The organism is Bacillus proteolyticus (assembly GCF_001884065.1).
Classification (GTDB): Bacteria; Bacillota; Bacilli; order Bacillales; family Bacillaceae_G; genus Bacillus_A; species Bacillus_A proteolyticus.
The window spans coordinates 66,577-89,625 of record NZ_MACH01000092.1; the positions used below are offsets into that span (position 1 = coordinate 66,577).

Genomic DNA, 23,049 nt, shown 5'->3' on the forward strand with positions numbered 1-23,049 from the left:
GAAGACTAGAGGGGAACAAATAGCATGAAATTATTTAAGAATAATAAATAATAAAACGGACAAATTCAAGAAAGTATGAATTCGTCCGTTTTATTTACTACTTATAATGAGGATTATCTAAACCAAATGTGAATATGGTATACAACTTAATTAAGGCATACGCAATTGGTAAATTTTATTTTAATTGTTTTTCGTTAGACTAGATAGTTCAACAGATTTTTGAGTACAACGCTTCATAGCTGAAATGATGGCTGTTCTTAAACCTTTTTCTTCTAATGTTGCTACAGCTTCTATAGTCGTTCCACCTGGAGAACAAACCATATCTTTCAATGCACCCGGATGTATTCCTGTCTCTAGTACCATTTTTGCAGAACCTAATACAGCCTGGGCTGCGAATTTATATGCTTGATCCCTTGGCATTCCTTCCAATACAGCAGCATCTGCCATGGCTTCTATAAACATATATACATAGGCTGGCGACGAACCACTTACAGAAGTTACAACATCCATTAATTTTTCATTTACTATCTCTGTTTGACCAAAACTATTAAAAATGTTTAATATATCTTCTAAATCTTTTTCTGTAACCAGTTCATTAGGGCATAATGCAGACATTCCTTCGCCAACAAGAGCTGGTGTATTAGGCATTACTCTTACAATCTTTAACTTTCTACCAAAAGCATCCTCAGTACTCATAATGCTTTTTCCAGCAGCGATAGTTACGATTATTACATCGCCATTTATTTGGTCTTTTATTTCGTTAATTACTGATAAGTATAAGTCTGGCTTAATTGACAAAATTAAAATATCAGCATTTTTAGCTACTGCATTGTTTTCAGAAGTTATAGTTACGCCATATTTTTCGCTAGCATTTTTTAAATTAGTAACGTTTACGTCTGAACAAATTATTTTTTCTGCAGACACTATATTTTCGTTTATCATCCCGCCAATCATAGCCATCCCCATATTTCCGCATCCGATGAATCCAATTTGTTTGTCCATAATAACTCGATCTTGCTCCTTTTATAATCAATTTTATCGGTTTTAAAATATTATTCTGAAAAAGTTAAATAATATCCCATACAATATAAAGAAATATTTTAAGAGAGTGTAGTCCTTTTTGCAATACTAAAAATAAATAAACTTTATTTGAGACTATATAAGTACATGCAGTAAAATGTAATATTTTGTATTGTCTACACTTGATAACATCAAAGATCGTGTTTGATAATAGCAAAACATTCTATTATTCGTATAAGGAATTAGGAGAAGTTGTAGGATTTGTAACATAACTAGCTCTATGTTGATTAATAATCGATAAGGTATAGTTAAATCCACATTTTTAAGAAATGGTGATGTTCATAATTTTATACTAGAAACTTGTCGCTCTAATAATTTTTCAAAATATCTCTTGACACAAAAACAAACAATATCGCATAATATAAAAAAATTAGATCGAAAATCGTTGAAGGGAATTAGTACATATGTCTTCTTACGAAAGAGAGTGGAATTCACCGGCTGAAAGATTCCTCGTATAGAATGTATCGAACCTATCCCTGAGTCTTAAATGAAAGTTTAGGCGTACGCCTGCGTTATAGGCGCCAAGTGGATATCTATGTATATCAATTAAGGTGGTACCGCGGAACAATGACCGTTTCGTCCTTTTTATTTTATTAAGGGCGAAGCGGTCATTTTTATTTTGCTCTTTAATAGGCTAGGTGCAGCATTGGTGAGAATAGAAATCGCTGCAAGCTGTATGAATAGAAGTGTAATTTATAAAAAACTTTGATTTTAGACTTGGGGGATACAAAAGTGAAAAAACAACGAATTGTTGTAAAGATTGGGAGTAGCTCTCTAGCAGATAGTCATGGAGGCATTTCTAAAGAACAACTTTCAGATCATGTTGCCGCATTGGCTCGATTGAAAGAGGAAGGGCATGAAGTTTTGTTAATTACATCTGGGGCCGTCGCTGCAGGTTTTTCTGCTCTAGGGTACCCTAACAGGCCAGTAACAATTAAAGGTAAACAGGCTGCTGCGGCTGTCGGGCAAAGTTTGTTAATGCAGGCATACACGGAGGAATTCCGTAAATATGATATCGTTACCGCGCAACTTTTACTAACAAGAAGTGATTTTTCAAGAAAAGAACAATACAGTAATGCTTATGCCACTTTAGGGGAGCTACTAAACCGTTCCGCTCTTCCCATAATTAATGAAAATGATTCTATTTCTTTAGAGGAGTTGACGTTTGGTGATAACGATATGCTGTCTGCTTTAGTAAGCGGACTTGTTTCGGCCGATATGCTCATGATTTTTACAGATGTGAACGGTTTATATGACCAGAATCCCCAGAATAATGCAGACGCGAAAAAATATTATTTCCTCCCTGAGGTTACGGAAGAAATCGCTTCTCTTGCTGGTGATGCTGGATCAAAACTGGGAACTGGCGGTATGAAATCGAAAATCGATGCTGCAAAAACAGCACTTTCTCTTGGTGTGAGTGTATTTATCGGATCAGGTCGTGGACATGAGAAGTTTTTAGATGTTTTGAAGGGGAAAGGTGATGGAACGTATATCGGTAATGCACCTCCAAAAGCGATTAAGATGAATAAGCAGTGGATTGCGTTACATTCACTTGTTAGCGGACAAATCGAAGTGGATGCTGGAGCAGCAGCTGCTATCATTCAGCATGGAAAGAGTCTTCTTCCTGCTGGTGTTACTAGTGTCTCCGGGTTCTTCCAAGCAGGAGAAGTTGTGGAGGTCGTAACGCAACAAGGGCGTGTAATAGGGAAAGGTCAATGCAGATATAGTGCAGAGGAAATAAAAGATCTAAAAGGTATGCAGAGCCAAGACATTCAAGTTCGAGCTGAAAGGCATAGCTATGAAGTCATCCATAGAGATAATTGGGTTTCATTTTAAGAATAGAGTAGACTCATCTGAATCTTAAAGAAGGAGGAAATGAAAATGAATGAAGTGTTGGCAAAGGGACAAATAGCGAAGAAGATTGCTAGAGAACTTGTACTAAAATCTACAGATCAAAAAAACGAAGCACTTATCGCGATTGCTGATCAATTGATATTAGAAACCGCATATATTTTAGAGGAGAACAAACGGGATATTGAGGAAGGTAAGGAAAAAGGATTGTCTGCTTCTCTCCTTGATCGCCTTATGCTGAATGAGCAACGTATTATTGATATGACAGAAGGTATTAAGCAACTGATTGATTTGCGTGATCCTGTTGGAGAATGTGTAAGTGCATGGGAATTGGAAAATGGTTTATCTATTCAGGAGATGCGCGTGCCACTAGGTGTTGTCGGGATGATTTACGAGGCGCGCCCAAACGTGACGGTGGATGCGGCCACGATTTGCTTAAAAACAGGAAATGCAGTGATCTTACGTGGTAGTTCTTCCGCTACGTATTCTAACAAAGCCATCGTGGCTGTTATTCACCGAGCACTTAAACAAACGAGCTTGCCTTCAGAATGCGTACAACTTATAGAAGATACGTCACGTGATAGTGCAAAGCAGCTGTTTACACTAAACGAGTACTTGGATGTTCTTATCCCAAGAGGTGGTAAACAGTTAATCGATACTGTAGTGAGAGAAGCATCTGTTCCGGTATTAGAAACTGGTGCAGGGAATTGTCACATTTTTATTGATGAAACTGCAGATAAACAAATGGCATTTGATATTATCATAAACGCCAAAACGCAGCGTCCATCTGTATGTAATGCAATTGAAACGATTATACTTCATGAAAATTGGGGGCATCGATTTGGTAACGAACTGTTTTCTTCGTTAAAGGAAAGAGGAGTAGAACTACGTGGAGATAATAAAGTATTAGCAATTGATGCTTCTATTGTACCCGCTATAGAAGAAGACTGGGGGACAGAATTTTTATCTCTCACGCTAGCAGTCAAAATAGTTTCCTCTGCTGAAGAAGCGATTAATCATATCAATACTTATGGATCCATGCATTCTGAAGCGATTATTACAGAGAGTGAAGAAAACGTTAGCAAGTTTTTCACATCCGTCGATGCTGCGGCACTCTACCATAATGCTTCGACACGCTTTACTGATGGTTTTGAATTCGGCTTCGGCGCAGAAATCGGCATCAGTACGCAAAAGCTACACGTAAGGGGACCAATGGGGCTTCCTGCATTGACTTCCACAAAATATATGATTCGTGGGAATGGACAGATTCGGAGATAATAAATATAAGGGAAGAGAAAAAAGCTAAATGCCTACTAAACTAACAAGACAGGTTGAGACTTTATCAAAATGCGTATGCTGAAGGTTTTTAAATTGATAACATTAAAATAGAAAGAGGACTGGAATACGGTCCTTTTTTGTTTTTTATCGAAGCGTCATGCTCGTGAAAATTTTTTAATAAAAGGGCATGTCTATAAGTTGAAATGGCCGATTCTTTTTCTATTAGGGTTACATTAGCGTTAATATTGAAAGTAAGTACAAATATATAACAGGAAGACATACGAAGCCATTCAAGGTTCCAATGTTATGGTGATCCGAACTCGATTTTTGTGTTATCGTTATGGAAAGCAGATTAATACAAGTTAAGGTAATAAAGTAGTAAGGAAATAGTTATGGATTTTGATGCTGAAAATAATTAGAGAAATAATTCTATATGTTAAATTAATGAAAACCTTTTAGGAGAAACTATGAAAAAAATATTTATAAAATCATATTGATTATTGGTACATTAGTGGGTATTAGTATATTTTTATATTTGCAGAACAATTTAATAAGTGTAAGTGAAATTAAAATAACATCTAGTAAAATCCCCTCCTCTTTTAAAGGCTTTAAAATCCTCCAGCTTTCAGACTTACATAATAAAATGTTTGGTGATAATCAAGACCTGTTCATTAAAAAAGTAAAAAGTATTCAACCGGACATTATTACTATAACGGGTGATTTAATAGATAGTAAATCATACGATGCAGAAGTTAGTTTGCAAGTAGTGCGAAAGCTTGTAAAGGAGTATCCGGTATATTTTGTTACAGGGAATCATGAAAAGTGGTCCGGGCAATATAACAGTTTAGAGAAAGAATTGAAGAAGCATCATGTCACTGTTTTAAGAAATGAACATATAAACATTCAAAAAGACGGACAGGAAATATATTTGTTAGGTATAGATGACCCTGAGTTTACTAGTGGAAATCATAATGAAGAATCTATAGTGAAAAATGAGATTGCTAAAGCGAAAAATGAAGTAAATCCAGATAGATATATGGTACTACTTTCTCATAGACCTGAATTTTTAAATGTGTATACTGAGGAAAAAATAGATTTAGTTTTATCTGGGCATGCCCATGGCGGACAAGTAAGACTACCATTTATAGGTGGGTTGGTTGCTCCTAATCAAGGTATATTACCTAAATATACAGCGGGTTTATATGAAAAACAAAATACATCAATGATAGTTAGTAGAGGATTAGGTAATAGTATCATTCCGCAAAGAATCTTTAATAGACCCGAGATTGTAGTCGTGCAGTTAAATTAATCTGTACGGCTTTTTTGTTCAGGGGAATAATTTAAAGCTAATTTTTCTTCAGTACAAGTTTCCATTACAATTTTGTTAAATTTTCTCCTCGCTACATAAAGTAACAAAATTTGACTCAATAAGTTTGTTATAGTTTAAATAATCAAAAAATTAAGAATGTCGAATTGAAATGGTCAATATTAGACGTAATTAAAATATAAAGGGGTGTACAAATGCATAAAGAATTTGAAATTGAGGAATATACGGCGATTGAGGAACAAATTCATTATTATTGTAAGTCTTTATTAGTAAGTCATCCTGAACAAATTGTAAAGTATTTAGAAAAAAGATTAGAAAAGTATGCAGAAACTTTACAGTATGCACATTTATATCCGGAAACAGTTATTTTGCCAATACAGCAAATAGTTATCGAATATTCATTAGATGTTGCTAGAATTAGAAAGTATTTAAATTTAAAAACATAAACAAAATCGAATGATTTACAATGAAACAGAGTCGACTTTCAGAAAAAGTATTCTAATGTCGACTCTGTTTCATTGTTTTAGTTATTAACAGAAAAAATATTTATTAGTAAAGTTTGACATATAATAACTCAAGAGTAAAATAAAAGTGAGTACTCACTCATTTTATAGAAAAGGGGGATTTAGAGTGCAACAATCTTCAATTATTTTACGAGATGTATCAAAAAGTTTTGGGAAAAAAGAAGTTTTGTATAACCTTTCATTGCAAGTAGAAAAGGCAGAAATTTTTGGATTGGTCGGACCTTCCGGATCAGGGAAAACAACACTCATTAAAATGATTGCAGGTATTAATGAATCAACTACAGGAGATGTAATTGTTTTTAATACAAACATGCCTAATTTAAATGGCATGAAAAGAATTGGTTATATGGCTCAGGCTGATGCATTATACGAAGAACTATCGGCATATGAAAATGCAGATTTTATTGCAACAATGTATGGATTAAAAGGTAAGCATAAGAAAGAGAGAATTGTAGAAGTTTTTGAACTTGTGCAATTATCCGAGCATATGAAAAAACCAGTACAGCAATTTTCAGGTGGAATGAAAAAACGTTTATCATTGGCGATAGCACTCCTTCATGAACCAGAAGTATTGATTTTAGATGAGCCAACAGTTGGGATAGATCCTCTTCTTCGAAAGTCGATTTGGGAGAAGTTTTATGATCTTAAAAAGAAAGGGACAACTATTATTGTAACAACGCACATTATGGATGAAGCAGAGTTTTGCGAACGTCTAGGGCTAATTAGAGAAGGGAAATTAGTTGCGATTGGTACACCTGAGGAATTAAAAAAACAAACATCATCTGGACGAATTGAAGATGTCTTTATGTTAGAAGGAGTGATTGAATCATGAGAGTTAATGGTGTAGTCATCCGAATCATCCGTCAATTTTTTCGAGATAAACGTTCTTTAGCAATGATGTTTGGGGCACCAATGTTATTACTTTGGTTATTGTCGCTAGTATTTACACAAAAAGACTATATACCGCATATCGCCGTAGTCGATGTACCTGCTCCTATAGTAAAAACGATGAAAAATCAAGAAGCCTCAATTTATGAATACGGCAAAGTGAAAGCAATTTCTGAGTTGGAAAAACAAAAGGTAGATGCAGTAATTTATTTAGAGGATGGGAAAATGAATCTTCTATTAGAAGGCAGTGATTCTGCAAAAAATCGTGCTGTACTCCAAGTGTTGCAAAAAAGTACAGAAAAGAATGATGTATCAGTTATGAAGCCTGAAGTGAATTACTTACATGGCTCTAAAGACATTACGATGTTTGATGGTCTTGGTCCCGTATTAATTGGTTTCTTTACATTTTTCTTTGTATTTATACTGTCGGGAGTTTCTTTTGTAAGAGAACGGTTAAGTGGTACATTAGAGAGATTATTGTCCACGCCGGTGAGAAGATGGGAAATAGTAGTAGGATATATTATTGGTTTTGGAATCTTTGCATTTATACAATCTATTATAATTGTAAGTTTTTCAGTTTATATTCTAGATTTATATGTAGCTGGCTCAATATGGCTAACGCTACTTATAACATGTATGCTTTCTTTAACTGCATTAACACTAGGCACATTTTTATCGGCATACGCAAATAATGAATTTCAAATGATTCAGTTTATACCGCTTGTAATTGTACCTCAAGTCTTCTTTTCTGGATTGTTTCCAATGGAATCCATGAATAAGTGGTTACAAATGTTAGGTAAATTATTTCCACTCACATATGGTGCTGACGCAATGAGGCAAGTAATGATTAGGAATCAAGGGTTTACAGAAATTGCTTTAGATCTTACTGTTTTACTTCTTTTTTCACTATTATTTGCAGTAGGAAATGTATTTGCTTTAAAGAAACATCGCAAAATATAATGAAGACAAAAAGGAGCATTATAAATGAAGAAGGATTGGCTGGAAGAATTAGTTGCCGCAACGAATACTGATAAACGTAATGAACGTCAAATGCGTATATTAGAGGCAGCTGTTGATATGTTTGGAGAAAAAGGATACGCCTCAACTTCAACGAGTGAAATTGCGAAGCGTGCGGGTGTAGCGGAAGGAACAATCTTCCGCTACTATAAAACGAAAAAAGATTTATTGTTTGCAGTTGTGATGCCGACCTTAACAAAGTTCGCTGCGCCATTTTTTATACAAGCTTTTGCCAAGGAAATATTTAAAACAAATTATGAATCGTATGAAGGTCTTTTAAGAGTAGTAATTCATAATAGGTTTGAATTTGCCAAAAAGCACTTTCCAATGATAAAAATACTAATTCAAGAAGTACCATTTCAGCCGGAACTAAAAAGTGAAATACAACAATTAGTAGAAACAGAACTGCTTTCACATTTTAAAAAGTTAATTGTAAAGTTTCAAGAAGAAGGGGAAATTATTGAAATGCCACCATCTTCCGTATTACGTCTTACTTTATCAGCTGTACTAGGATTTCTCTTAACGAGGTTTTTATTATTGCCTGAAGAGAAATGGGATGATGAAGTGGAAATCGAAAATACGATTCAATTTATATTATATGGACTAACGCCACGGAGGTAATGAAATAAATTATGTGAAATTCTCCGATTGCTTAAGTTGCATAAGGGAACGAATTGCTGTTGGGACCCGCTTATACACACCTACTGTTAATTTTTCTAGGAAATCCGAATTCAAACGCTGATATAACGATAACGGCTTTTTGGCCATCTGATCATGCTGGATTAGTGCTGAATCTATTTGTTTAATACAGACTTTCAATAAGAACTACAAAAGATACACGAAATTCAAAGCAATCGATATAAAATCGATTGCTTTTTTTCTATTTCAGAAGAGGAGCGTAACATAATATTGGCTAAGTTAAACGAGCTAAGACAAAGAAACATAACAATAGGTCACAGGATGAATTAACGTAAGAACTCGATGTGAATCGGACAACGCTTTGGAGTGACCTGAAAAGTAGAGGACTTTATGGCCTTCCAAAACGAGATCATTGATAGTTTTCTAGCAGAAAAGCAGGAGTAAATATACGCACAGTTTATGAATTTAATTGGATTGATTTTTAGATAATAGTCGAATTGATAAAGGTAATGTTACACGACATGAAATAAAAACGAAAAAAATTGATTAAATTAAACGTTAAAATTATGGGATTAAGAAAAGAGATTGTCGAATTATATTATTCGGGAACATTTCTTTAAAAGTCATTTAACAATCGCACATTTTAAAACGTTAGAAATTAATTGAAATATGAATGCCATTTAAATATATAACTTGATTACAGATCTTTATTTATGGCACATAACAAAGTGAAGGATAAAAAATTAGGATGTAATGTTACTAACGTTAAAGGTAGTATTTGAAAATCATGAGAAGATCTTTTATTAGTTATTAATGCATACGCCGCTCTATTTATCAAATTGAAATGTATGTGCGCATATTTTCAGGTATTATAAAACACGGTTTAAAAATGGCATGAGCATTGGCTGAGGTATTTCATCAATATGCAGGGAAGAGAAAAACACTTAGCGGTTTGATTACTATTTTAAAATTGTAGGCAATTCGATTTGATAAAAAGTATTATTAAAAAACATATTTCGAAACATCCTCAGAAACGATAGTGATAATTTCTGATTCGGAAAAAGATAGAGATTATAAAACAAAAAAATACATATTTCGACACAAAACACCCTGTGTTGTTGTAGAACAATGTAGGAATTTTTTTGTGCATTGGTACAGAATCTGTTTTAAAATTAAGTTATGACAGAATTGTAGCAATTGTCTAACTAATATTCGTGTCTTTTAAGAAGTAATGTTTGTAGTAGTAACTCGCACGCTGTCGAAACTCAATATTCGATAAGGGGTGTGTAGCGTAATGGAATTTACTCTAACTCGCGAAAAACAAATGATTAAAGAAATGGTACGTGACTTTGCTGAAAAGGAAATCGCACCGAAAGCTGTATATTATGACAAAACTGCGGAATTTCCATATGAAACATTTCAAAAAATGGGCGAACTAGGATTATTAGGCATCCCATTCCCAGAAGAGTATGGAGGTTCAGGTGGCGATACAGTATCGTACGCACTAGCAGTTGAAGAAATTGGTCGCGCTTGTGGTGGTACAGGCTTAAGCTACGCTGCAACAATTTCATTAGGTGCTTCTCCAATTTATTATTTCGGTACAGAAGAACAAAAACAAAAGTATTTAGTTCCAATGGCGTCAGGTAAAACATTAGGTGCTTTCGGATTAACAGAGCCGAACGCTGGATCTGATGCAGGGGGCACTCAAACGAAAGCTATTTTAGATGGCGATGAGTATGTAATTAGTGGTGAAAAGTGCTGGATTACAAACGCAGAGTATGCAAATACAATTATTGTAACCGCTATCAATGGTGTTGAAGACAATGGTAGAAAACGTATTTCTGCATTTATCGTACCGACTACAAGTGAAGGATTAACGATCTCAAGTCCTTACGATAAGATGGGTGTCCGCGCTTCTAATACTTGTGAAATCGTACTTGATGGTGTACGTGTACCGAAAGAAAATATTCTTGGTGATGTTAATAAAGGATTTAAACAATTCTTATATACACTTGATGGAGGACGTATTTCAATTGCGGCATTAGCAGTAGGTATTGCACAATCTGCATTTGAACGTGCTCTGCAATATGCGAAAGAACGTCAACAATTTGGAAAAACGATTTCTAATTTCCAAGCGATTCAATTTAAATTAGCTGATATGGCGACTGAAGTGGAATTAGCGCGTAATTTAGTACATAAAGCAGCTTGGTTAAAAGATAATGATAAACCTTTCGGTAAAGAAGCGGCTATGGCAAAACTATTTGCATCTGAAGCAGCAAGTCGTATAGCGAATCATGCAGTACAAATTCATGGCGGTTATGGCTATATGCGTGAATATGAAGTTGAACGACATATTCGTGATGCAAAACTGTTAGAAATTGGTGAAGGAACTTCTGAAATTCAACGTCTCGTAATTGCTAGACATTTAGGATGTAGATAAAAAGGAGGAATCACTATGTTTCAAAAAATATTAATTGCCAATCGCGGGGAAATCGCAGTTCGCATTATGAAAACTTGTCAAAAACTTGGAATTCGTACCGTTGCTATTTATTCTGAGGCTGATGAAAATGCCCTTCATGTAAAAATGGCAAATGAAGCTTATCTAGTAGGGGGGCCACGAGTCCAAGAAAGCTATTTAAACCTTGAAAAAATTATTGAAATAGCTAAAAAAACAAATGTTGAAGCAATCCATCCGGGATACGGATTATTATCAGAGAATCCATCTTTTCCGATTCGTTGTAAAGAAGAAGGAATCGTATTTATTGGTCCTTCAGAAGAAATCATTACGAAGATGGGAAGTAAAATTGAGTCACGTATAGCAATGCAAGCAGCAGATGTACCAGTAGTTCCAGGCATTACTACAAATATTGATACTGCTGAAGAGGCAATTGAAATTGCAAAACAAATTGGTTATCCATTAATGCTTAAGGCATCCGCGGGCGGCGGAGGCATTGGAATGCAGTTGATGGAAACTGAGCAAACGCTCACCAAAGCATTTGAAAGTAACAAAACAAGAGCACAAAATTTCTTCGGTAATGGAGAAATGTATTTAGAGCGTTATATTGCAGACGCACATCATATTGAAATTCAGCTTTTAGCAGATACACATGGTAACACAGTGTACTTATGGGAACGTGAATGTTCAGTACAGCGCCGAAATCAAAAAGTAATCGAAGAAGCACCTTCACCATTTTTAGATGAAGGTACACGAAAAGCAATGGGAGAAGTGGCTGTACAAGCTGCTAAAGCTCTCGGATATACAAATGCAGGTACAGTTGAGTTTCTTGTAGATGATCAGAAAAATTTCTATTTCTTAGAAATGAATACGAGATTACAAGTAGAGCATCCAGTTACGGAAGAAATTACGGGGTTAGATCTTGTAGAACAACAACTTCTTATCGCAAGTGGTGAGAAACTATCATTTACTCAGGATGATGTAAAACGTAGTGGTCATGCCATTGAAGCACGTATTTATGCAGAAGATCCGAAAACATTCTTCCCTTCACCTGGGAAAATAACAGATTTAACATTACCATCAAATGTACGTATTGATCACTTTTTAGAGAATCATGTAACAATTACACCGTTTTATGATCCAATGATTGCGAAAGTCATTGCTCATGGTGAAACTCGTGAAGAGGCAATTTCAAAATTAGAAAATGCTCTAGTAGAGTTAAAAATTGAAGGTATTAAAACAAATACACCGATGCTACTGCAAGTGCTCGGAGACGATGTGTTTAAAAGTGGTATTTATACAACGGGTTTCGTAACGAAACAACTTGTTAAAAAATAAGATTTATGAATATTAAGGGGGAAAAAATGATGACGAAAGTATATGCATCGATGGCAGGAAATGTTTGGAAGATAGTTGTAGGAGTAGGAGATACAGTAGAGGAAGAGCAGGATGTCGTCATTTTGGAATCTATGAAAATGGAAATTCCAATCATTTCAGAAGAAGCTGGCACAGTTATGAAAATTAATGTGCAAGAAGGCGATTTTGTAAATGAAGGAGATGTATTACTAGAAATTGAATAGGGAGATATAGGGGGAAGCGAATTGAAACTACCTAATTTTGCTGTCATTAAAGAAGTAGGGCCACGTGATGGCTTACAGAATGAAAAAAAGATTGTTGGCACAAAAGATAAAGTAAAATGGATTCAACTACTTACAGAAGCCGGATTGTCGTACGTTGAAGTTTCCTCATTCGTTCACCCAAAATGGGTTCCTGCTTTAGCGGATGCAAATGATGTATTTTCTGAGCTGAAAAGGGATCCAAATGTTACATATGCTGCGCTTGTTCCAAATCAAAATGGTTTGGAACGAGCTTTTTTGCAAAATGTAGATGAGGTGAATGTTTTTTTATCAGCGAGTGAATCTCATAATAAAAGTAATATTAATAAATCAATTAAAGAAGCATTAACTGTCATTGAAGATATAACAAAACAGACAACATTCGAAGGGAAAAAGGTTAGGGGTTATGTTTCTACTGTATTTGGATGTCCTTATGAAGGAGATATAAGTGTCACAGCAGTTGACGAAATATGTAATCAACTATTTTCATACGGCATTTATGAAGTTTCTCTCGGTGACACGATTGGTGTAGCGAATCCATTACAAGTAGAACAAGTATTAGAACATCTATTAAAGAAGTATGATGCTTCACAGTTTGCGATGCATTTTCATAATACGTATGGAATGGCACTGGCAAATGTAGTTAAGTCTTTAGAACATGGTATTACAACGTTTGATAGTTCTTGTGGTGGACTTGGGGGATGTCCTTATGCACCTGGAGCATCGGGTAATGTTGCTACTGATGACTTAGTACATATGCTCCATAAGCTCGGGGTCCAAACTAATATTGATGAAGAAAAGTTATTGAGGGCTAGTCAGTTTATTCAAAGTAAGTTAAATATCCAATTACCGAGTCATGTGTATAGAGCGCTTCAACATAAAACGATAAGTAGGTGAGAAGATGCTACAATTACAAAACATTTCAGTTGACTATGTAACACCGCATGTTGTAAAGATTTCGTTATATCGAGAAAGACAAGCAAATTCTTTATCTTTTGCGTTATTGGAAGAATTGCAAACAATATTAACGGAAATAAGTGAAGAGTCAAATACACGTGTAGTTATTTTAACAGGTGCTGGCGAAAAAGCGTTTTGTGCTGGTGCAGATTTAAAAGAGCGAGCTGGTATGAACGAAGAACAAGTTCGTCATGCTGTTGGTATGATTCGTTCTACTATGGAAATGGTTGAACAATTACCACAACCAGTTATTGCCGCTATAAATGGAATTGCACTTGGCGGTGGTACTGAATTAAGTTTAGCTTGTGATTTTAGAATTGCGGCTGAGTCTGCAAGTCTTGGTCTTACTGAAACTACACTTGCCATTATACCTGGAGCAGGTGGTACGCAGCGGTTACCGAGATTAATTGGCGTTGGTAGAGCGAAAGAATTAATTTATACAGGAAGACGTATTTCGGCGCAAGAAGCGAAAGAATATGGTTTAGTAGAATTCGTCGTACCAGCTGATTTACTAGAAGAGAAAGCAATTGAAATTGCAAATCAAATTGCTAGTAACGGTCCCATTGCTGTTCGATTAGCAAAAGAAGCAATTTCTAATGGTATTCAAGTAGATTTACATACCGGATTACAAATGGAAAAACAGGCGTACGAGGGTGTGATCCATACGGAAGATAGATTAGAAGGATTACAGGCATTTAAGGAAAAACGAAAACCGATGTATAAGGGGGAGTAAATATGTTAGATCAAAAACAACAATCTAATACTTTTGAAGAACGAGTTGAAACGATTAAACAAGGCGGAGCACCGAAATATCATGAACAAAACAAAGCAAAAGGAAAACTATTTGTTCGAGATCGTTTAGCTCTTCTATTTGATAATGGCGAATATGTAGAAGATGCATTATTTGCAAATTGTGAGCAAACAGGATTACCAGCTGATGGTGTTGTAACGGCAACGGGTAAAATACATGGGCGTACTGCGTGCGTAATGGCAAATGATTCAACTGTGAAAGCCGGATCATGGGGAGCTCGTACAGTTGAAAAGATTTTACGTATTCAAGAAACGGCTGAAAAATTACGTGTTCCGTTATTTTATTTAGTCGATTCTGCTGGAGCACGTATTACTGATCAAGTTGAAATGTTCCCAGGGCGCCGTGGTGCAGGAAGAATCTTCTATAATCAAGTGAAATTATCAGGTAAAGTTCCGCAAGTGTGCTTATTATTTGGACCTTCGGCAGCTGGAGGCGCATATATTCCAGCCTTTTGTGATGTTGTAATGATGGTGGAAGGTAACGCATCTATGTATTTAGGATCTCCTCGTATGGCTGAGATGGTTATCGGTGAGAAGGTAACGTTAGAAGAGATGGGCGGAGCTCGTATGCATTGCTCTGTATCAGGATGCGGAGATGTTTTATGTAAAACAGAAGAAGATGCGATTACACAAGCAAGACAATACATTTCATATTTTCCAAACAACTACTTAGAAAAGACTCCATTGGTTACACCTCAAGAACCGAAACAATTCGATAAAACGTTAGAACAAATCATTCCAGAAAATCAAAATGCTCCTTTCAATATGAAAGATCTTATTAATAGAATTATTGATGAAGGTTCTTTCTATGAAGTGAAAAAATTATTTGCTCAAGAACTAATTACAGGCTTAGCACGTATTGATGGTAAGCCAGTTGGTATTATTGCAAATCAACCGCGTATGAAAGGCGGCGTATTATTCCACGATTCAGCTGATAAAGCAGCGAAGTTTATTAATTTATGCGATGCATATCATATTCCATTATTATTCCTTGCAGATGTACCTGGATTTATGATTGGTACAAAAGTAGAGCGTGCTGGTATTATTCGCCACGGTGCAAAAATGATTTCTGCAATGAGTGAAGCAACTGTACCGAAAATTTCTATCATTGTTCGAAAAGCATATGGAGCTGGTTTATATGCAATGGCAGGTCCAGCATTTGAACCAGATTGCTGCTTAGCATTACCGACAGCTTCTATTGCAGTAATGGGTCCAGAAGCAGCGGTTAATGCTGTATATGCAAATAAGATTGCAGCTTTACCAGAAGAAGAGCGTGCAAGCTTCATTGCTGAAAAACGTGAAGAGTATAAGAAAGATATTGATATTTATCATTTAGCATCAGAGATGGTGATTGATGGTATTGTTCATCCAAACAATTTACGTGAAGAGTTAAAAGGACGTTTCGAAATGTATATGAGTAAATATCAAGTATTTACGGATCGTAAACATCCTGTATATCCAGTTTAAAAGCCCTATTAAGGGCTTTCTTGCTCAATAAGTCAAGGAGGGGAAAACATTGAAACAAGCAGTTTGGTTTCCAACAGAAGAATATAAAGAAAAAACGCGTTTATTTAGTTGGATGAAATCATTAGGATACGAAGATTACGAAGTTTTTTATAATAAATCAATTGAAGAAACAGCGTGGTTTTGGGGAGAGGCAGAAAAAGCAGTTGGCTATCAATGGATGAAACCTTATACAGAAGTGTTAGATTTAGAAAATGGTACACCGTTTGCACAGTGGTATAATGGCGGAACATGTAACGTTGTAGAATCAGCTTTATCCCGCTGGCTTGCGGATGAAGAGACAAGAATACAGCCAGCACTTCAGTACGAAGGGGAAAATGGAACTTCAAAATCATTTACATATGAAGAGCTTGACAACTGGGTAAGCCGTGTTGCTAATGGTTTGAAACACGCGGGTATTGAGAAAGGTGATCGTGTAACAATTTATATGCCGATGATTCCAGAAACAGTTGTTGCGATGCTAGCTGTAATGAAAATCGGAGCAATTATTTCACCAATATTCTCAGGCTTTGCGTCTGATGCAGTCATGACACGTGTGCAAGCGGCAGGTTCAAAAATGATTATTACCGCAGATGGATTTTCACGCCGCGGGAAAATTGTTTCTTTAAAAGATGAAGTAGATGAAGCTTGTGAACATTGTCCAACTGTTGAAAAGGTGGTAATTGTTCGGCATGCTGGAAATGATTTTACACCGCATAATTACGATTTTTCATGGAGTACGTTAGAAAAAGAAAAACCATTCATACATGCTGAAGAAATGCAAAGTGATGATCCATTAATGCTCATTTATACATCAGGAACGACTGGTAAGCCGAAAGGGACAGTACACACGCATGCTGGTTTCCCTTTAAAATCTGCATTTGATGCAGGGTTTGGAATGAATATAAAACAAGGCGACCGTGTATTATGGGTAACTGATATGGGCTGGATGATGGGGCCATTTTTATTATTCGGTTCACTCATAAACGGAGCAACGATGGTTATGTACGAAGGTGTCCCAGACTTCCCAGAAGCAGACCGCTTATGGGAGACAGTCGATAAATATGAAATTACTCATCTTGGTATTTCGCCAACGTTAATCCGTGCATTAATGGCAAAAGGTGATGCGTATGTGAATAAACATTCTTTAAAGAGTTTAGAAGTATTCGCATCTACAGGAGAGCCTTGGAATCCAGATCCATGGATGTGGCTGTTTGAAACGGTTGGAAAAGGGAATGTCCCAATTTGTAACTATTCAGGCGGAACTGAAATTTCTGGTGGGATTTTCGGTAATGTTCTAATTAAGCCAATCGCACCAATTAGTTTTAACGCATCATTACCTGGTATGGCAGCGGTTGTACTTGATGATCAAGGAAAACCAATTCGTGATGCAGTTGGAGAATTATGTTTAGAGAAACCTTGGGTTGGAATGACGAAAAGTTTCTGGGAAGACGATGAGCGTTATGTGAACACATATTGGTCACGATTTGAAAATAAATGGGTTCATGGTGACTGGGTTATTTATGATGGTGAACAATATATCATTACAGGACGTTCAGATGATACGTTAAATATTGCAGGTAAACGTATTGGACCTGCTGAATATGAGTCTATTCTTGTGAAACATATTAATGTAATAGAAGCAGCTGCAATTGGTGTACCTGATGATGTAAAAGGTGAGGTTTGTCATTGCTTTGTAGTATTACGAGACGGTGTAATATTTACAGCAGACTTAAAGAAAGAATTAATGAGTCTAGTAAATTCTCATATCGGAAAAGCATTATGTCCAAAGGATATCCACGTTGTAGAGGATTTACCAAAAACACGTAATTCTAAAGTAATGCGACGCGTCATTAAAGCGGCTTACTTAGGAAAAGAATTAGGAGATTTATCATCACTTGTAAATCCAGAAGTAGTTCCACATATTCAGGGGCTACAGTCTAGTAAATTATAAATTTAGGAATGAGCTCTATGTAAATAGAGCTCATTTTTAATGTTTATAAAAAGAGACGAGGGAAGAAGTAAATTTGAAGTAAAAAAATTCTACTAGTATTATTACGTATGTTTGTTTTATAGTTTTTATCAAAATAGGATTGTGGCATGTCTATTCATTGGAGTGATTGAATTTTGTTAAGGATGAAAACTTAGTGAAGAAAAAAGTAATGAATAAAAGGAGAAATCCCTGGGGGACAGGGATTCAATAAGGGAGATAATATTGTCGTTCAATGTCGAAATTTGGCGTATTCGACAAATTAATATTATCACGAATTTTCAGGAGATTGTGATAGTGGATGTGTCAAAAATGTGTACGTGCTGCATATAAAAGTGTTATTTAAATAGGAAAAGGGAAAAGGATTAAGTTCACTCGTTCTTAAGATTTTTCCCTTTTAAATTTACTGTTTGTTCGTTGTTCTATATACATCTGAAATTGGTAAATCTTCACCATGTAAAGCTTGAGGACTGTCCTTTTTGTTTGAATCATGTGCCTGCTGAGATGTTTCTTGCATTTGCTCTTGGGCTTTACTAGGAGTATTCAGCGCATCCGATGACACATGATCAAGTTGTTGACTTAATAAATCTTTTTTATCCATGTTATGTAGCTCCTTTTTGAACTTAGATATAAAAACGAAGTGTTTTTAAATAGTTACGTGGGTATTATGTATCTGTGAATGGAATTATATACACAAACCACATTGAGAAATTAACTAATTATAAAAATTACCTGTGATGACAAGCTTAAGAAATATAAAGATCATTAGTTCTTAATAAAAGCGTTATTTTAGTAGGGTGTTACGAAATTTCATTTGAAAGGAACATCCCAATGATAAGGTGAGCACTGTAAATCAGTGCTCATCTTATCAGAAATTTCTTAGTCCTTAAAAATAAAACCATTACGGACAATTTACAATGGTAATAGTGACGCTAGCCATTGTTCCAGGGGAATCAAGAAGTGAAGCAGTAACGGTTACTGTTCCAGGCCCATTAGCGGATAGAAATACAGCGGTAAAATTACCTGAGGCATTGGTAATGACAGCAAGAGGAACCATGAAAGCAAGAGAAGGATTACTAAATGAAAAACTGACTACTACTCCTGGAGTAGGACTACCGTTTACTAATACTTGACCCGAAAAAAATAAAGTATTATTTCCTTGAGTGGATACACATGCTGTGGTTGCGTTAGAAGTCAAGGTAATAGATGCAGGCCCAGCAGGAAGATTAAATCCAGTTGGTCCAGTTGGTCCGGTTGATCCAGTTGGTCCAGTTGATCCAGTTGGTCCAGTTGATCCGGTTGATCCAGTTGGTCCAGTTGGTCCGGTTGATCCAGTTGGTCCGGTTGATCCGGTTGATCCAGTTGAACCGGTGGAAGTGTAGGTCCAATAGAACCCGGATTAAGTGCAGCAAAAGATAAAAACTCGTCCATTATATATCACCTCTAAAAATCGTATTACTAATAGTAAATGTAATGATAGAGAAAAGTGAACTGGACAAGCGGTTGTATTTTAATAAATTGAACAAAATAGTTATATGATAGAAAGAGAGATTAGCATGATTACTTTAGAAATTAAATATAAAAAGGCGATTATTTTCATATCGCCTTTTGGATAATGCAGTGTAATTTTATTCAGTTATTTGAAATATAGTTTCATTCGGTTTGGAAAATCCATACAGTTTCCTTGCGAATTTTAAAATTTCTTCTTCACTACCTGTTAAAACTTTAACATCATTTTTAAGGGTATGACCATCCTTCTTTAAAGAAGATAATTTTTGTTGCTCCGTATTCAGCGTGATTTGTTTTTCTTTAATCATTTCTTGTTGGTTATTCAGAGAATATTGAAGGACAAAAATTATAGGTAATATAATAGCCAAAGTAGTTATAAAACGGCGTCTTGTTTTTTTTATATTACCTTGTTGGGTATTAGGGTTCACTTGCTGTGAGGGTATATTAGGATTTGATTGGTGTGATGATACTTTTGGGATGTTTCCCATTAAAATGCCTCCATTACTGATTGTAGAATTTAAACCGTTTAAAATTATTATAAATGTTTAATGGGAATTTTAGAAGATATTTTAATATAGTTGCATATCGCAAAGTTTAAACAAAATCCTTATTTACATAAAAGAAACACCGGTTGTCCGCGAGGCTCCTAAGGGTAATCATCAAGTAATGACGTACTCGATTAATTAACGATTTCATGAATTTTTGGTAAAATATTGGTAAATTCATCCAAATCAATAAGGGCATCATTTGAAACAAAAACGTTATTTTAATAGGGCGGGGAATAATGGTGGTTCCATGGAACAAGCGAGAATACATTGTATCAAGGTGATCCTTTTATAACAGAGGGGGCAATTTTAGAGGCTAGCGAAAAGGCGAATAAATCATTATATTGGCTTCGGTGCATGTTATCCAAGCTATGAAAAAGTGTGCGGTAATAGTACAAAGAGACTTCGGTTGATTCGGATAGATGATGACGAGGAATGATATAAAAATTTCATTTCGTAGAGAAGTGAAGTGATTAAGGATAGGTATTGAATATGCCATATTTGTATGAATAAAGAGCAGAATTTAGCCTATATATAGGTGTTGGAATTGTTCTAAAGGGGAGAATATCTGAAATATAAATAACTGAGGGGGTGAAATAAAAATGGAAACTAGCACTTTTTTAGGATTGTTTTGGGGATGGGTAACGGTTATCGTATCGGGAATACTTTTCGTACGTCCATCGGTACTACGTGAATTAAAAAAATTAGTGGTTGAAGACAGAGGTTTTGGTATTATGTACGGTTTTTTATCGATTTTCCTAGGGCTAGGCACTGTGATCCTACACAATGTATGGGTATTTAACTGGCAAGGGTTCATAACGGTTATTGCGTGGCTTGCATTATTAAAAGGGATCTACATAATTGCATATCCTGAACCCTCCAAGAAAACAAACTTTGAATTAAGAGTACTATCTACACGTATAGCGCTCGCTATCATTGGCGCCTTGGCTTTATGGATGCTTATAGTAATCTATATAAAATAATTTTTTTCTAATGAGAAATAAACTAAAATATGAGAAAAGGCTATAATAATACTAATTATAAATTTAGTCCTACTGGAAGAACCAGTGGACATCAAACTAAAAAGGGCGTTGTTATATTGCTCTGTAGTTTGGTGTCCGCTTTCTTATTTTTTATTAACAAAATAGATCAGGGGTGTTTGTATAAATGACGCAATTAACTTCTGACCTAAAATTGACCGAGAAGAAACGCATGTTCGTTCGGGAGGGATTTTAAAGAAATTATTACAAATGTGTAAGGTTAATGTAATATTAATCGATAGTAAATCAAGATACTTAAGTGTATTTTAAATAGTATTTAAAAGTACTGTTTATTTATAAAATATTGGGTTAAATAAAATTTAATTAGGAAGTGTAATAAAATGATTGAAATTAAATCAATTATTCATTCGTACAAACTAAAAAGAAGAATAGCTAAAGATTTATATGGCTGCAGAGATGAATTGACGATGTTATTAAATGAATTTAATAATATGAAAAGTAAAGTGAAATCTGAGAAAAAGAAAAATAATATGTTATCTCGTTTACAATTAATTTATCAAAATATGAAATTAGACAAGCAGTATTCGCTTCCGTTTGCTCTTAATAGTAGGTTATTGGAGAGATTAGAAGATGAATCTATTCAAACAACTGAAGAATGTGTATCATGTCTACACGTAATGTTAGAAATAAATTATGAGAAAATAAAACATTATGGATCTAATACAAGTAGGTCATTTGTGCCGTTATCGCAGTCTTCAATTTGTCTTGCTGATTTTGTTTGTTTGACAGGATTTGTTTTATTAGGCTTACTAGGAACAATTACATTTGGAGGGATAATGTAATCTTTTTATTCACTTGCATAAAAGAAAAATTGTTACTTGTAAAAAGACCACTCATTTAAGGTGTATTTTTTAGTTACATAGGAGAGCTCATGTGGTAGACAGAGAAGAATAACACGAATGCTAATTTATAGTTACTCATTGTTAATGCTTTATGTAACTATAAAGACGAAGTGTTATGATGCTAGTAGTACCAAGGGATTTAGCGTTTGGGCTAGCTACACAAAATATAAGATATGGATAACTCATAGTAAACGTGAAATGATAAACCCTATGTTGTCGCAGTGATGAAGTGAGTATGCTGAGGGTTTGTTATTGATGCAAAATTAAGTGTTACAGGAACACTGTAATACAAAGTGCTCATAGTAAAGGAAAAACTTACTATTGTAAATAAAGCTTATGTGTATGTGAAGGAATTAAAAAGTTGATTTATAAGAGTCAGCTTATTTTTCAATACTCAACTCAACTCAACTTGTAACTATAGATGCCAGTTTAGATCTCTACGTGTTAATATACAAAAAGCTGACTATATTTAGTCAGCTTTTTGTATATTACATTCTATTATTTATCGGTCACAAAAGACATATTTTTTCCTTTAAGTTGACATTGAAAATATTACCAATTTTTTCTTTTGCAATGACAACAAATAAAGAAACACTTACAACGACACTTATTTCGTTTAGAACTCCAATCATCATCACAATGATTCTTTTCTTTAGATTTCCACCAGTCATCACAACAATGCTTTTTCTTAGAACTCCAGCAATCATTTTTCCAGGACATTCTTTTATACCTCCCTTCAATAGGATTACTATTATTCTATGTTTTAGTAAAAGAATGGCTTGTTTATTAACCTATTATTTTACTTTTATATGATAGAGTGCTTTTAAATATAGAATTCATACAAACTATGCTAATTTTCAAGAAAGAGTTGAGAGAACTTCTGGTTATAATATTAATCAACAAACACTTGTTGAAGGAAACGTTATGATTTTAAATAATATCTTATTTTGGAGTACGCTTTTCTAATTGTATATTTCACAACAGCAAAAGAAAAACATACTATATTACTGCAAACAAAGCCTATGCATATGTGAAATAATAGGGAAAGCTGGTGACTCTTAAAGAAGCTGGCTTATTAAAAAAAGATTAATTTGATAAAGAGGTTGTCTAAACTTTGAATTCAGTAGAATTAAATCCAAGTCCACTCATTAAACAAT

The 23,049-nt window shown here is 35.0% G+C and carries 23 protein-coding genes and 1 other annotated feature; of the genes, 18 read left to right on the forward strand and 5 right to left on the reverse strand.

Annotated elements, in window-relative coordinates; translation table 11 throughout:
• Positions 1-180: 180 nt before the first annotated feature.
• Complete coding sequence (proC, locus tag BAQ49_RS14835; RefSeq protein ID WP_071745951.1) at positions 181-1,002, reverse strand: pyrroline-5-carboxylate reductase; 822 nt, start codon at positions 1,000-1,002, stop codon at positions 181-183.
• A 454-nt stretch (positions 1,003-1,456) separates the two neighbouring features.
• Positions 1,457-1,667 (forward strand) — a binding site (T-box leader).
• Between the two features lie 145 nt (positions 1,668-1,812).
• On the opposite strand from proC, the gene proB reads away from it, so the two are divergent.
• The 7 genes from proB (at position 1,813) to BAQ49_RS14870 (ending at position 8,586) form a co-directional block, all read left to right on the forward strand.
• Positions 1,813-2,916, forward strand: coding sequence for a glutamate 5-kinase (gene proB, locus BAQ49_RS14840; protein ID WP_071745952.1), 1,104 nt, complete (start codon positions 1,813-1,815; stop codon positions 2,914-2,916).
• A gap of 45 nt (positions 2,917-2,961) precedes the next feature.
• Complete coding sequence (locus BAQ49_RS14845; protein ID WP_071745953.1) at positions 2,962-4,209, forward strand: glutamate-5-semialdehyde dehydrogenase; 1,248 nt, start codon at positions 2,962-2,964, stop codon at positions 4,207-4,209.
• 487 nt (positions 4,210-4,696) lie between these two features.
• Positions 4,697-5,518: a metallophosphoesterase gene (locus BAQ49_RS14850; protein WP_425266545.1), complete on the forward strand. Its 822-nt coding sequence runs from the start codon at positions 4,697-4,699 to the stop codon at positions 5,516-5,518.
• A 212-nt stretch (positions 5,519-5,730) separates the two neighbouring features.
• A complete protein-coding gene (locus BAQ49_RS14855; RefSeq protein ID WP_071745955.1) occupies positions 5,731-5,982 on the forward strand; it encodes a hypothetical protein in 252 nt (83 codons plus the stop codon).
• 184 nt (positions 5,983-6,166) lie between these two features.
• The gene (locus BAQ49_RS14860) at positions 6,167-6,892 is read left to right on the forward strand and encodes an ABC transporter ATP-binding protein (RefSeq protein WP_071745956.1); all 726 of its coding nucleotides are present in this window, start codon (positions 6,167-6,169) and stop codon (positions 6,890-6,892) included.
• On the forward strand, positions 6,889-7,908 hold the full coding sequence (locus tag BAQ49_RS14865; protein ID WP_071745957.1) for an ABC transporter permease: 1,020 nt from the start codon (positions 6,889-6,891) through the stop codon (positions 7,906-7,908). The genes BAQ49_RS14860 and BAQ49_RS14865 overlap by 4 nt, the downstream gene beginning before the upstream one ends.
• A 24-nt stretch (positions 7,909-7,932) precedes the next feature.
• Positions 7,933-8,586 carry a TetR/AcrR family transcriptional regulator gene (locus BAQ49_RS14870; protein ID WP_071745958.1) on the forward strand — a complete coding sequence of 218 codons (654 nt, stop codon included), beginning with the start codon at positions 7,933-7,935 and terminating at the stop codon, positions 8,584-8,586.
• Positions 8,587-8,595: 9 nt separating this feature from the next.
• Here the strand turns inward: BAQ49_RS14870 and BAQ49_RS32965 are convergent, their stop codons facing one another.
• Entirely contained in the window at positions 8,596-8,733 is a 138-nt protein-coding gene (locus BAQ49_RS32965) for a hypothetical protein (protein ID WP_208610852.1), read from the reverse strand.
• Positions 8,734-9,898: 1,165 nt separating this feature from the next.
• On the opposite strand from BAQ49_RS32965, the gene BAQ49_RS14875 reads away from it, so the two are divergent.
• Genes BAQ49_RS14875 through BAQ49_RS14905 form a run of 7 tightly spaced genes read left to right on the forward strand, consistent with a single transcriptional unit; the run spans position 9,899 to position 17,899 of the window.
• Positions 9,899-11,044: an acyl-CoA dehydrogenase gene (locus BAQ49_RS14875; RefSeq protein ID WP_000397266.1), complete on the forward strand. Its 1,146-nt coding sequence runs from the start codon at positions 9,899-9,901 to the stop codon at positions 11,042-11,044.
• A 15-nt stretch (positions 11,045-11,059) separates the two neighbouring features.
• Complete coding sequence (locus tag BAQ49_RS14880; RefSeq protein ID WP_071745959.1) at positions 11,060-12,397, forward strand: acetyl-CoA carboxylase biotin carboxylase subunit; 1,338 nt, start codon at positions 11,060-11,062, stop codon at positions 12,395-12,397.
• A gap of 26 nt (positions 12,398-12,423) precedes the next feature.
• Positions 12,424-12,639 carry an acetyl-CoA carboxylase biotin carboxyl carrier protein subunit gene (locus BAQ49_RS14885; protein ID WP_001987345.1) on the forward strand — a complete coding sequence of 72 codons (216 nt, stop codon included), beginning with the start codon at positions 12,424-12,426 and terminating at the stop codon, positions 12,637-12,639.
• 21 nt (positions 12,640-12,660) lie between these two features.
• Positions 12,661-13,572, forward strand: coding sequence for a hydroxymethylglutaryl-CoA lyase (gene mvaB, locus BAQ49_RS14890; RefSeq protein ID WP_071745960.1), 912 nt, complete (start codon positions 12,661-12,663; stop codon positions 13,570-13,572).
• A 4-nt stretch (positions 13,573-13,576) separates the two neighbouring features.
• Positions 13,577-14,365 (forward strand): enoyl-CoA hydratase, encoded by a 789-nt coding sequence (locus tag BAQ49_RS14895; RefSeq protein WP_071745961.1) that lies wholly within the window; start codon positions 13,577-13,579, stop codon positions 14,363-14,365.
• Between the two features lie 2 nt (positions 14,366-14,367).
• A complete protein-coding gene (locus tag BAQ49_RS14900; RefSeq protein ID WP_071745962.1) occupies positions 14,368-15,909 on the forward strand; it encodes an acyl-CoA carboxylase subunit beta in 1,542 nt (513 codons plus the stop codon).
• A 49-nt stretch (positions 15,910-15,958) separates the two neighbouring features.
• On the forward strand, positions 15,959-17,899 hold the full coding sequence (locus BAQ49_RS14905) for an AMP-binding protein (protein WP_071745963.1): 1,941 nt from the start codon (positions 15,959-15,961) through the stop codon (positions 17,897-17,899).
• 439 nt (positions 17,900-18,338) lie between these two features.
• On the opposite strand, the gene BAQ49_RS14915 is transcribed toward BAQ49_RS14905, so the two are convergent.
• Complete coding sequence (locus BAQ49_RS14915; RefSeq protein ID WP_071745964.1) at positions 18,339-18,536, reverse strand: hypothetical protein; 198 nt, start codon at positions 18,534-18,536, stop codon at positions 18,339-18,341.
• Positions 18,537-18,852: 316 nt separating this feature from the next.
• Between BAQ49_RS14915 and BAQ49_RS33565 the strand changes: the two genes are divergently transcribed.
• Both BAQ49_RS33565 and BAQ49_RS33570 read left to right on the forward strand, forming a co-directional pair.
• On the forward strand, positions 18,853-19,068 hold the full coding sequence (locus BAQ49_RS33565) for a hypothetical protein (protein ID WP_084667455.1): 216 nt from the start codon (positions 18,853-18,855) through the stop codon (positions 19,066-19,068).
• A 45-nt stretch (positions 19,069-19,113) separates the two neighbouring features.
• Positions 19,114-19,317, forward strand: coding sequence for a hypothetical protein (locus BAQ49_RS33570; protein WP_341865896.1), 204 nt, complete (start codon positions 19,114-19,116; stop codon positions 19,315-19,317).
• Between the two features lie 246 nt (positions 19,318-19,563).
• Here BAQ49_RS33570 and BAQ49_RS14925 read toward each other — a convergent pair whose 3' ends face one another.
• Positions 19,564-19,932, reverse strand: a complete 369-nt coding sequence (locus BAQ49_RS14925) for an FtsB family cell division protein (RefSeq protein ID WP_071745965.1) — start codon at positions 19,930-19,932, stop codon at positions 19,564-19,566.
• A gap of 659 nt (positions 19,933-20,591) precedes the next feature.
• Between BAQ49_RS14925 and BAQ49_RS14930 the strand changes: the two genes are divergently transcribed.
• Together BAQ49_RS14930 and BAQ49_RS14935 are read left to right on the forward strand one after the other, a co-directional pair.
• Positions 20,592-20,972 carry a hypothetical protein gene (locus BAQ49_RS14930; RefSeq protein WP_071745966.1) on the forward strand — a complete coding sequence of 127 codons (381 nt, stop codon included), beginning with the start codon at positions 20,592-20,594 and terminating at the stop codon, positions 20,970-20,972.
• 398 nt (positions 20,973-21,370) lie between these two features.
• Positions 21,371-21,832: a homoserine dehydrogenase gene (locus tag BAQ49_RS14935; protein ID WP_071745967.1), complete on the forward strand. Its 462-nt coding sequence runs from the start codon at positions 21,371-21,373 to the stop codon at positions 21,830-21,832.
• 569 nt (positions 21,833-22,401) lie between these two features.
• Here the strand turns inward: BAQ49_RS14935 and BAQ49_RS32970 are convergent.
• A complete protein-coding gene (locus tag BAQ49_RS32970; protein ID WP_165616048.1) occupies positions 22,402-22,599 on the reverse strand; it encodes a hypothetical protein in 198 nt (65 codons plus the stop codon).
• Positions 22,600-23,049: the final 450 nt, after the last annotated feature.

What these genes read in the sequence shown, in the direction of transcription:
- proC (WP_071745951.1), bottom strand. Translation starts at nt 1,002, where the DNA reads ATGGACAAACAAATTGGATTCATCGGATGCGGAAATATGGGGATGGCT.
- BAQ49_RS14845 (WP_071745953.1), top strand. Translation starts at nt 2,962, where the DNA reads ATGAATGAAGTGTTGGCAAAGGGACAAATAGCGAAGAAGATTGCTAGA.
- BAQ49_RS14855 (WP_071745955.1), top strand. Translation starts at nt 5,731, where the DNA reads ATGCATAAAGAATTTGAAATTGAGGAATATACGGCGATTGAGGAACAA.
- BAQ49_RS14865 (WP_071745957.1), top strand. Translation starts at nt 6,889, where the DNA reads ATGAGAGTTAATGGTGTAGTCATCCGAATCATCCGTCAATTTTTTCGA.
- BAQ49_RS14870 (WP_071745958.1), top strand. Translation starts at nt 7,933, where the DNA reads ATGAAGAAGGATTGGCTGGAAGAATTAGTTGCCGCAACGAATACTGAT.
- BAQ49_RS32965 (WP_208610852.1), bottom strand. Translation starts at nt 8,733, where the DNA reads ATGGCCAAAAAGCCGTTATCGTTATATCAGCGTTTGAATTCGGATTTC.
- BAQ49_RS14875 (WP_000397266.1), top strand. Translation starts at nt 9,899, where the DNA reads ATGGAATTTACTCTAACTCGCGAAAAACAAATGATTAAAGAAATGGTA.
- BAQ49_RS14880 (WP_071745959.1), top strand. Translation starts at nt 11,060, where the DNA reads ATGTTTCAAAAAATATTAATTGCCAATCGCGGGGAAATCGCAGTTCGC.
- BAQ49_RS14885 (WP_001987345.1), top strand. Translation starts at nt 12,424, where the DNA reads ATGATGACGAAAGTATATGCATCGATGGCAGGAAATGTTTGGAAGATA.
- BAQ49_RS14895 (WP_071745961.1), top strand. Translation starts at nt 13,577, where the DNA reads ATGCTACAATTACAAAACATTTCAGTTGACTATGTAACACCGCATGTT.
- BAQ49_RS14900 (WP_071745962.1), top strand. Translation starts at nt 14,368, where the DNA reads ATGTTAGATCAAAAACAACAATCTAATACTTTTGAAGAACGAGTTGAA.
- BAQ49_RS14915 (WP_071745964.1), bottom strand. Translation starts at nt 18,536, where the DNA reads ATGGATAAAAAAGATTTATTAAGTCAACAACTTGATCATGTGTCATCG.
- BAQ49_RS33565 (WP_084667455.1), top strand. Translation starts at nt 18,853, where the DNA reads ATGGTAATAGTGACGCTAGCCATTGTTCCAGGGGAATCAAGAAGTGAA.
- BAQ49_RS14925 (WP_071745965.1), bottom strand. Translation starts at nt 19,932, where the DNA reads ATGGGAAACATCCCAAAAGTATCATCACACCAATCAAATCCTAATATA.
- BAQ49_RS14930 (WP_071745966.1), top strand. Translation starts at nt 20,592, where the DNA reads ATGGAAACTAGCACTTTTTTAGGATTGTTTTGGGGATGGGTAACGGTT.
- BAQ49_RS14935 (WP_071745967.1), top strand. Translation starts at nt 21,371, where the DNA reads ATGATTGAAATTAAATCAATTATTCATTCGTACAAACTAAAAAGAAGA.
- BAQ49_RS32970 (WP_165616048.1), bottom strand. Translation starts at nt 22,599, where the DNA reads ATGATTGCTGGAGTTCTAAGAAAAAGCATTGTTGTGATGACTGGTGGA.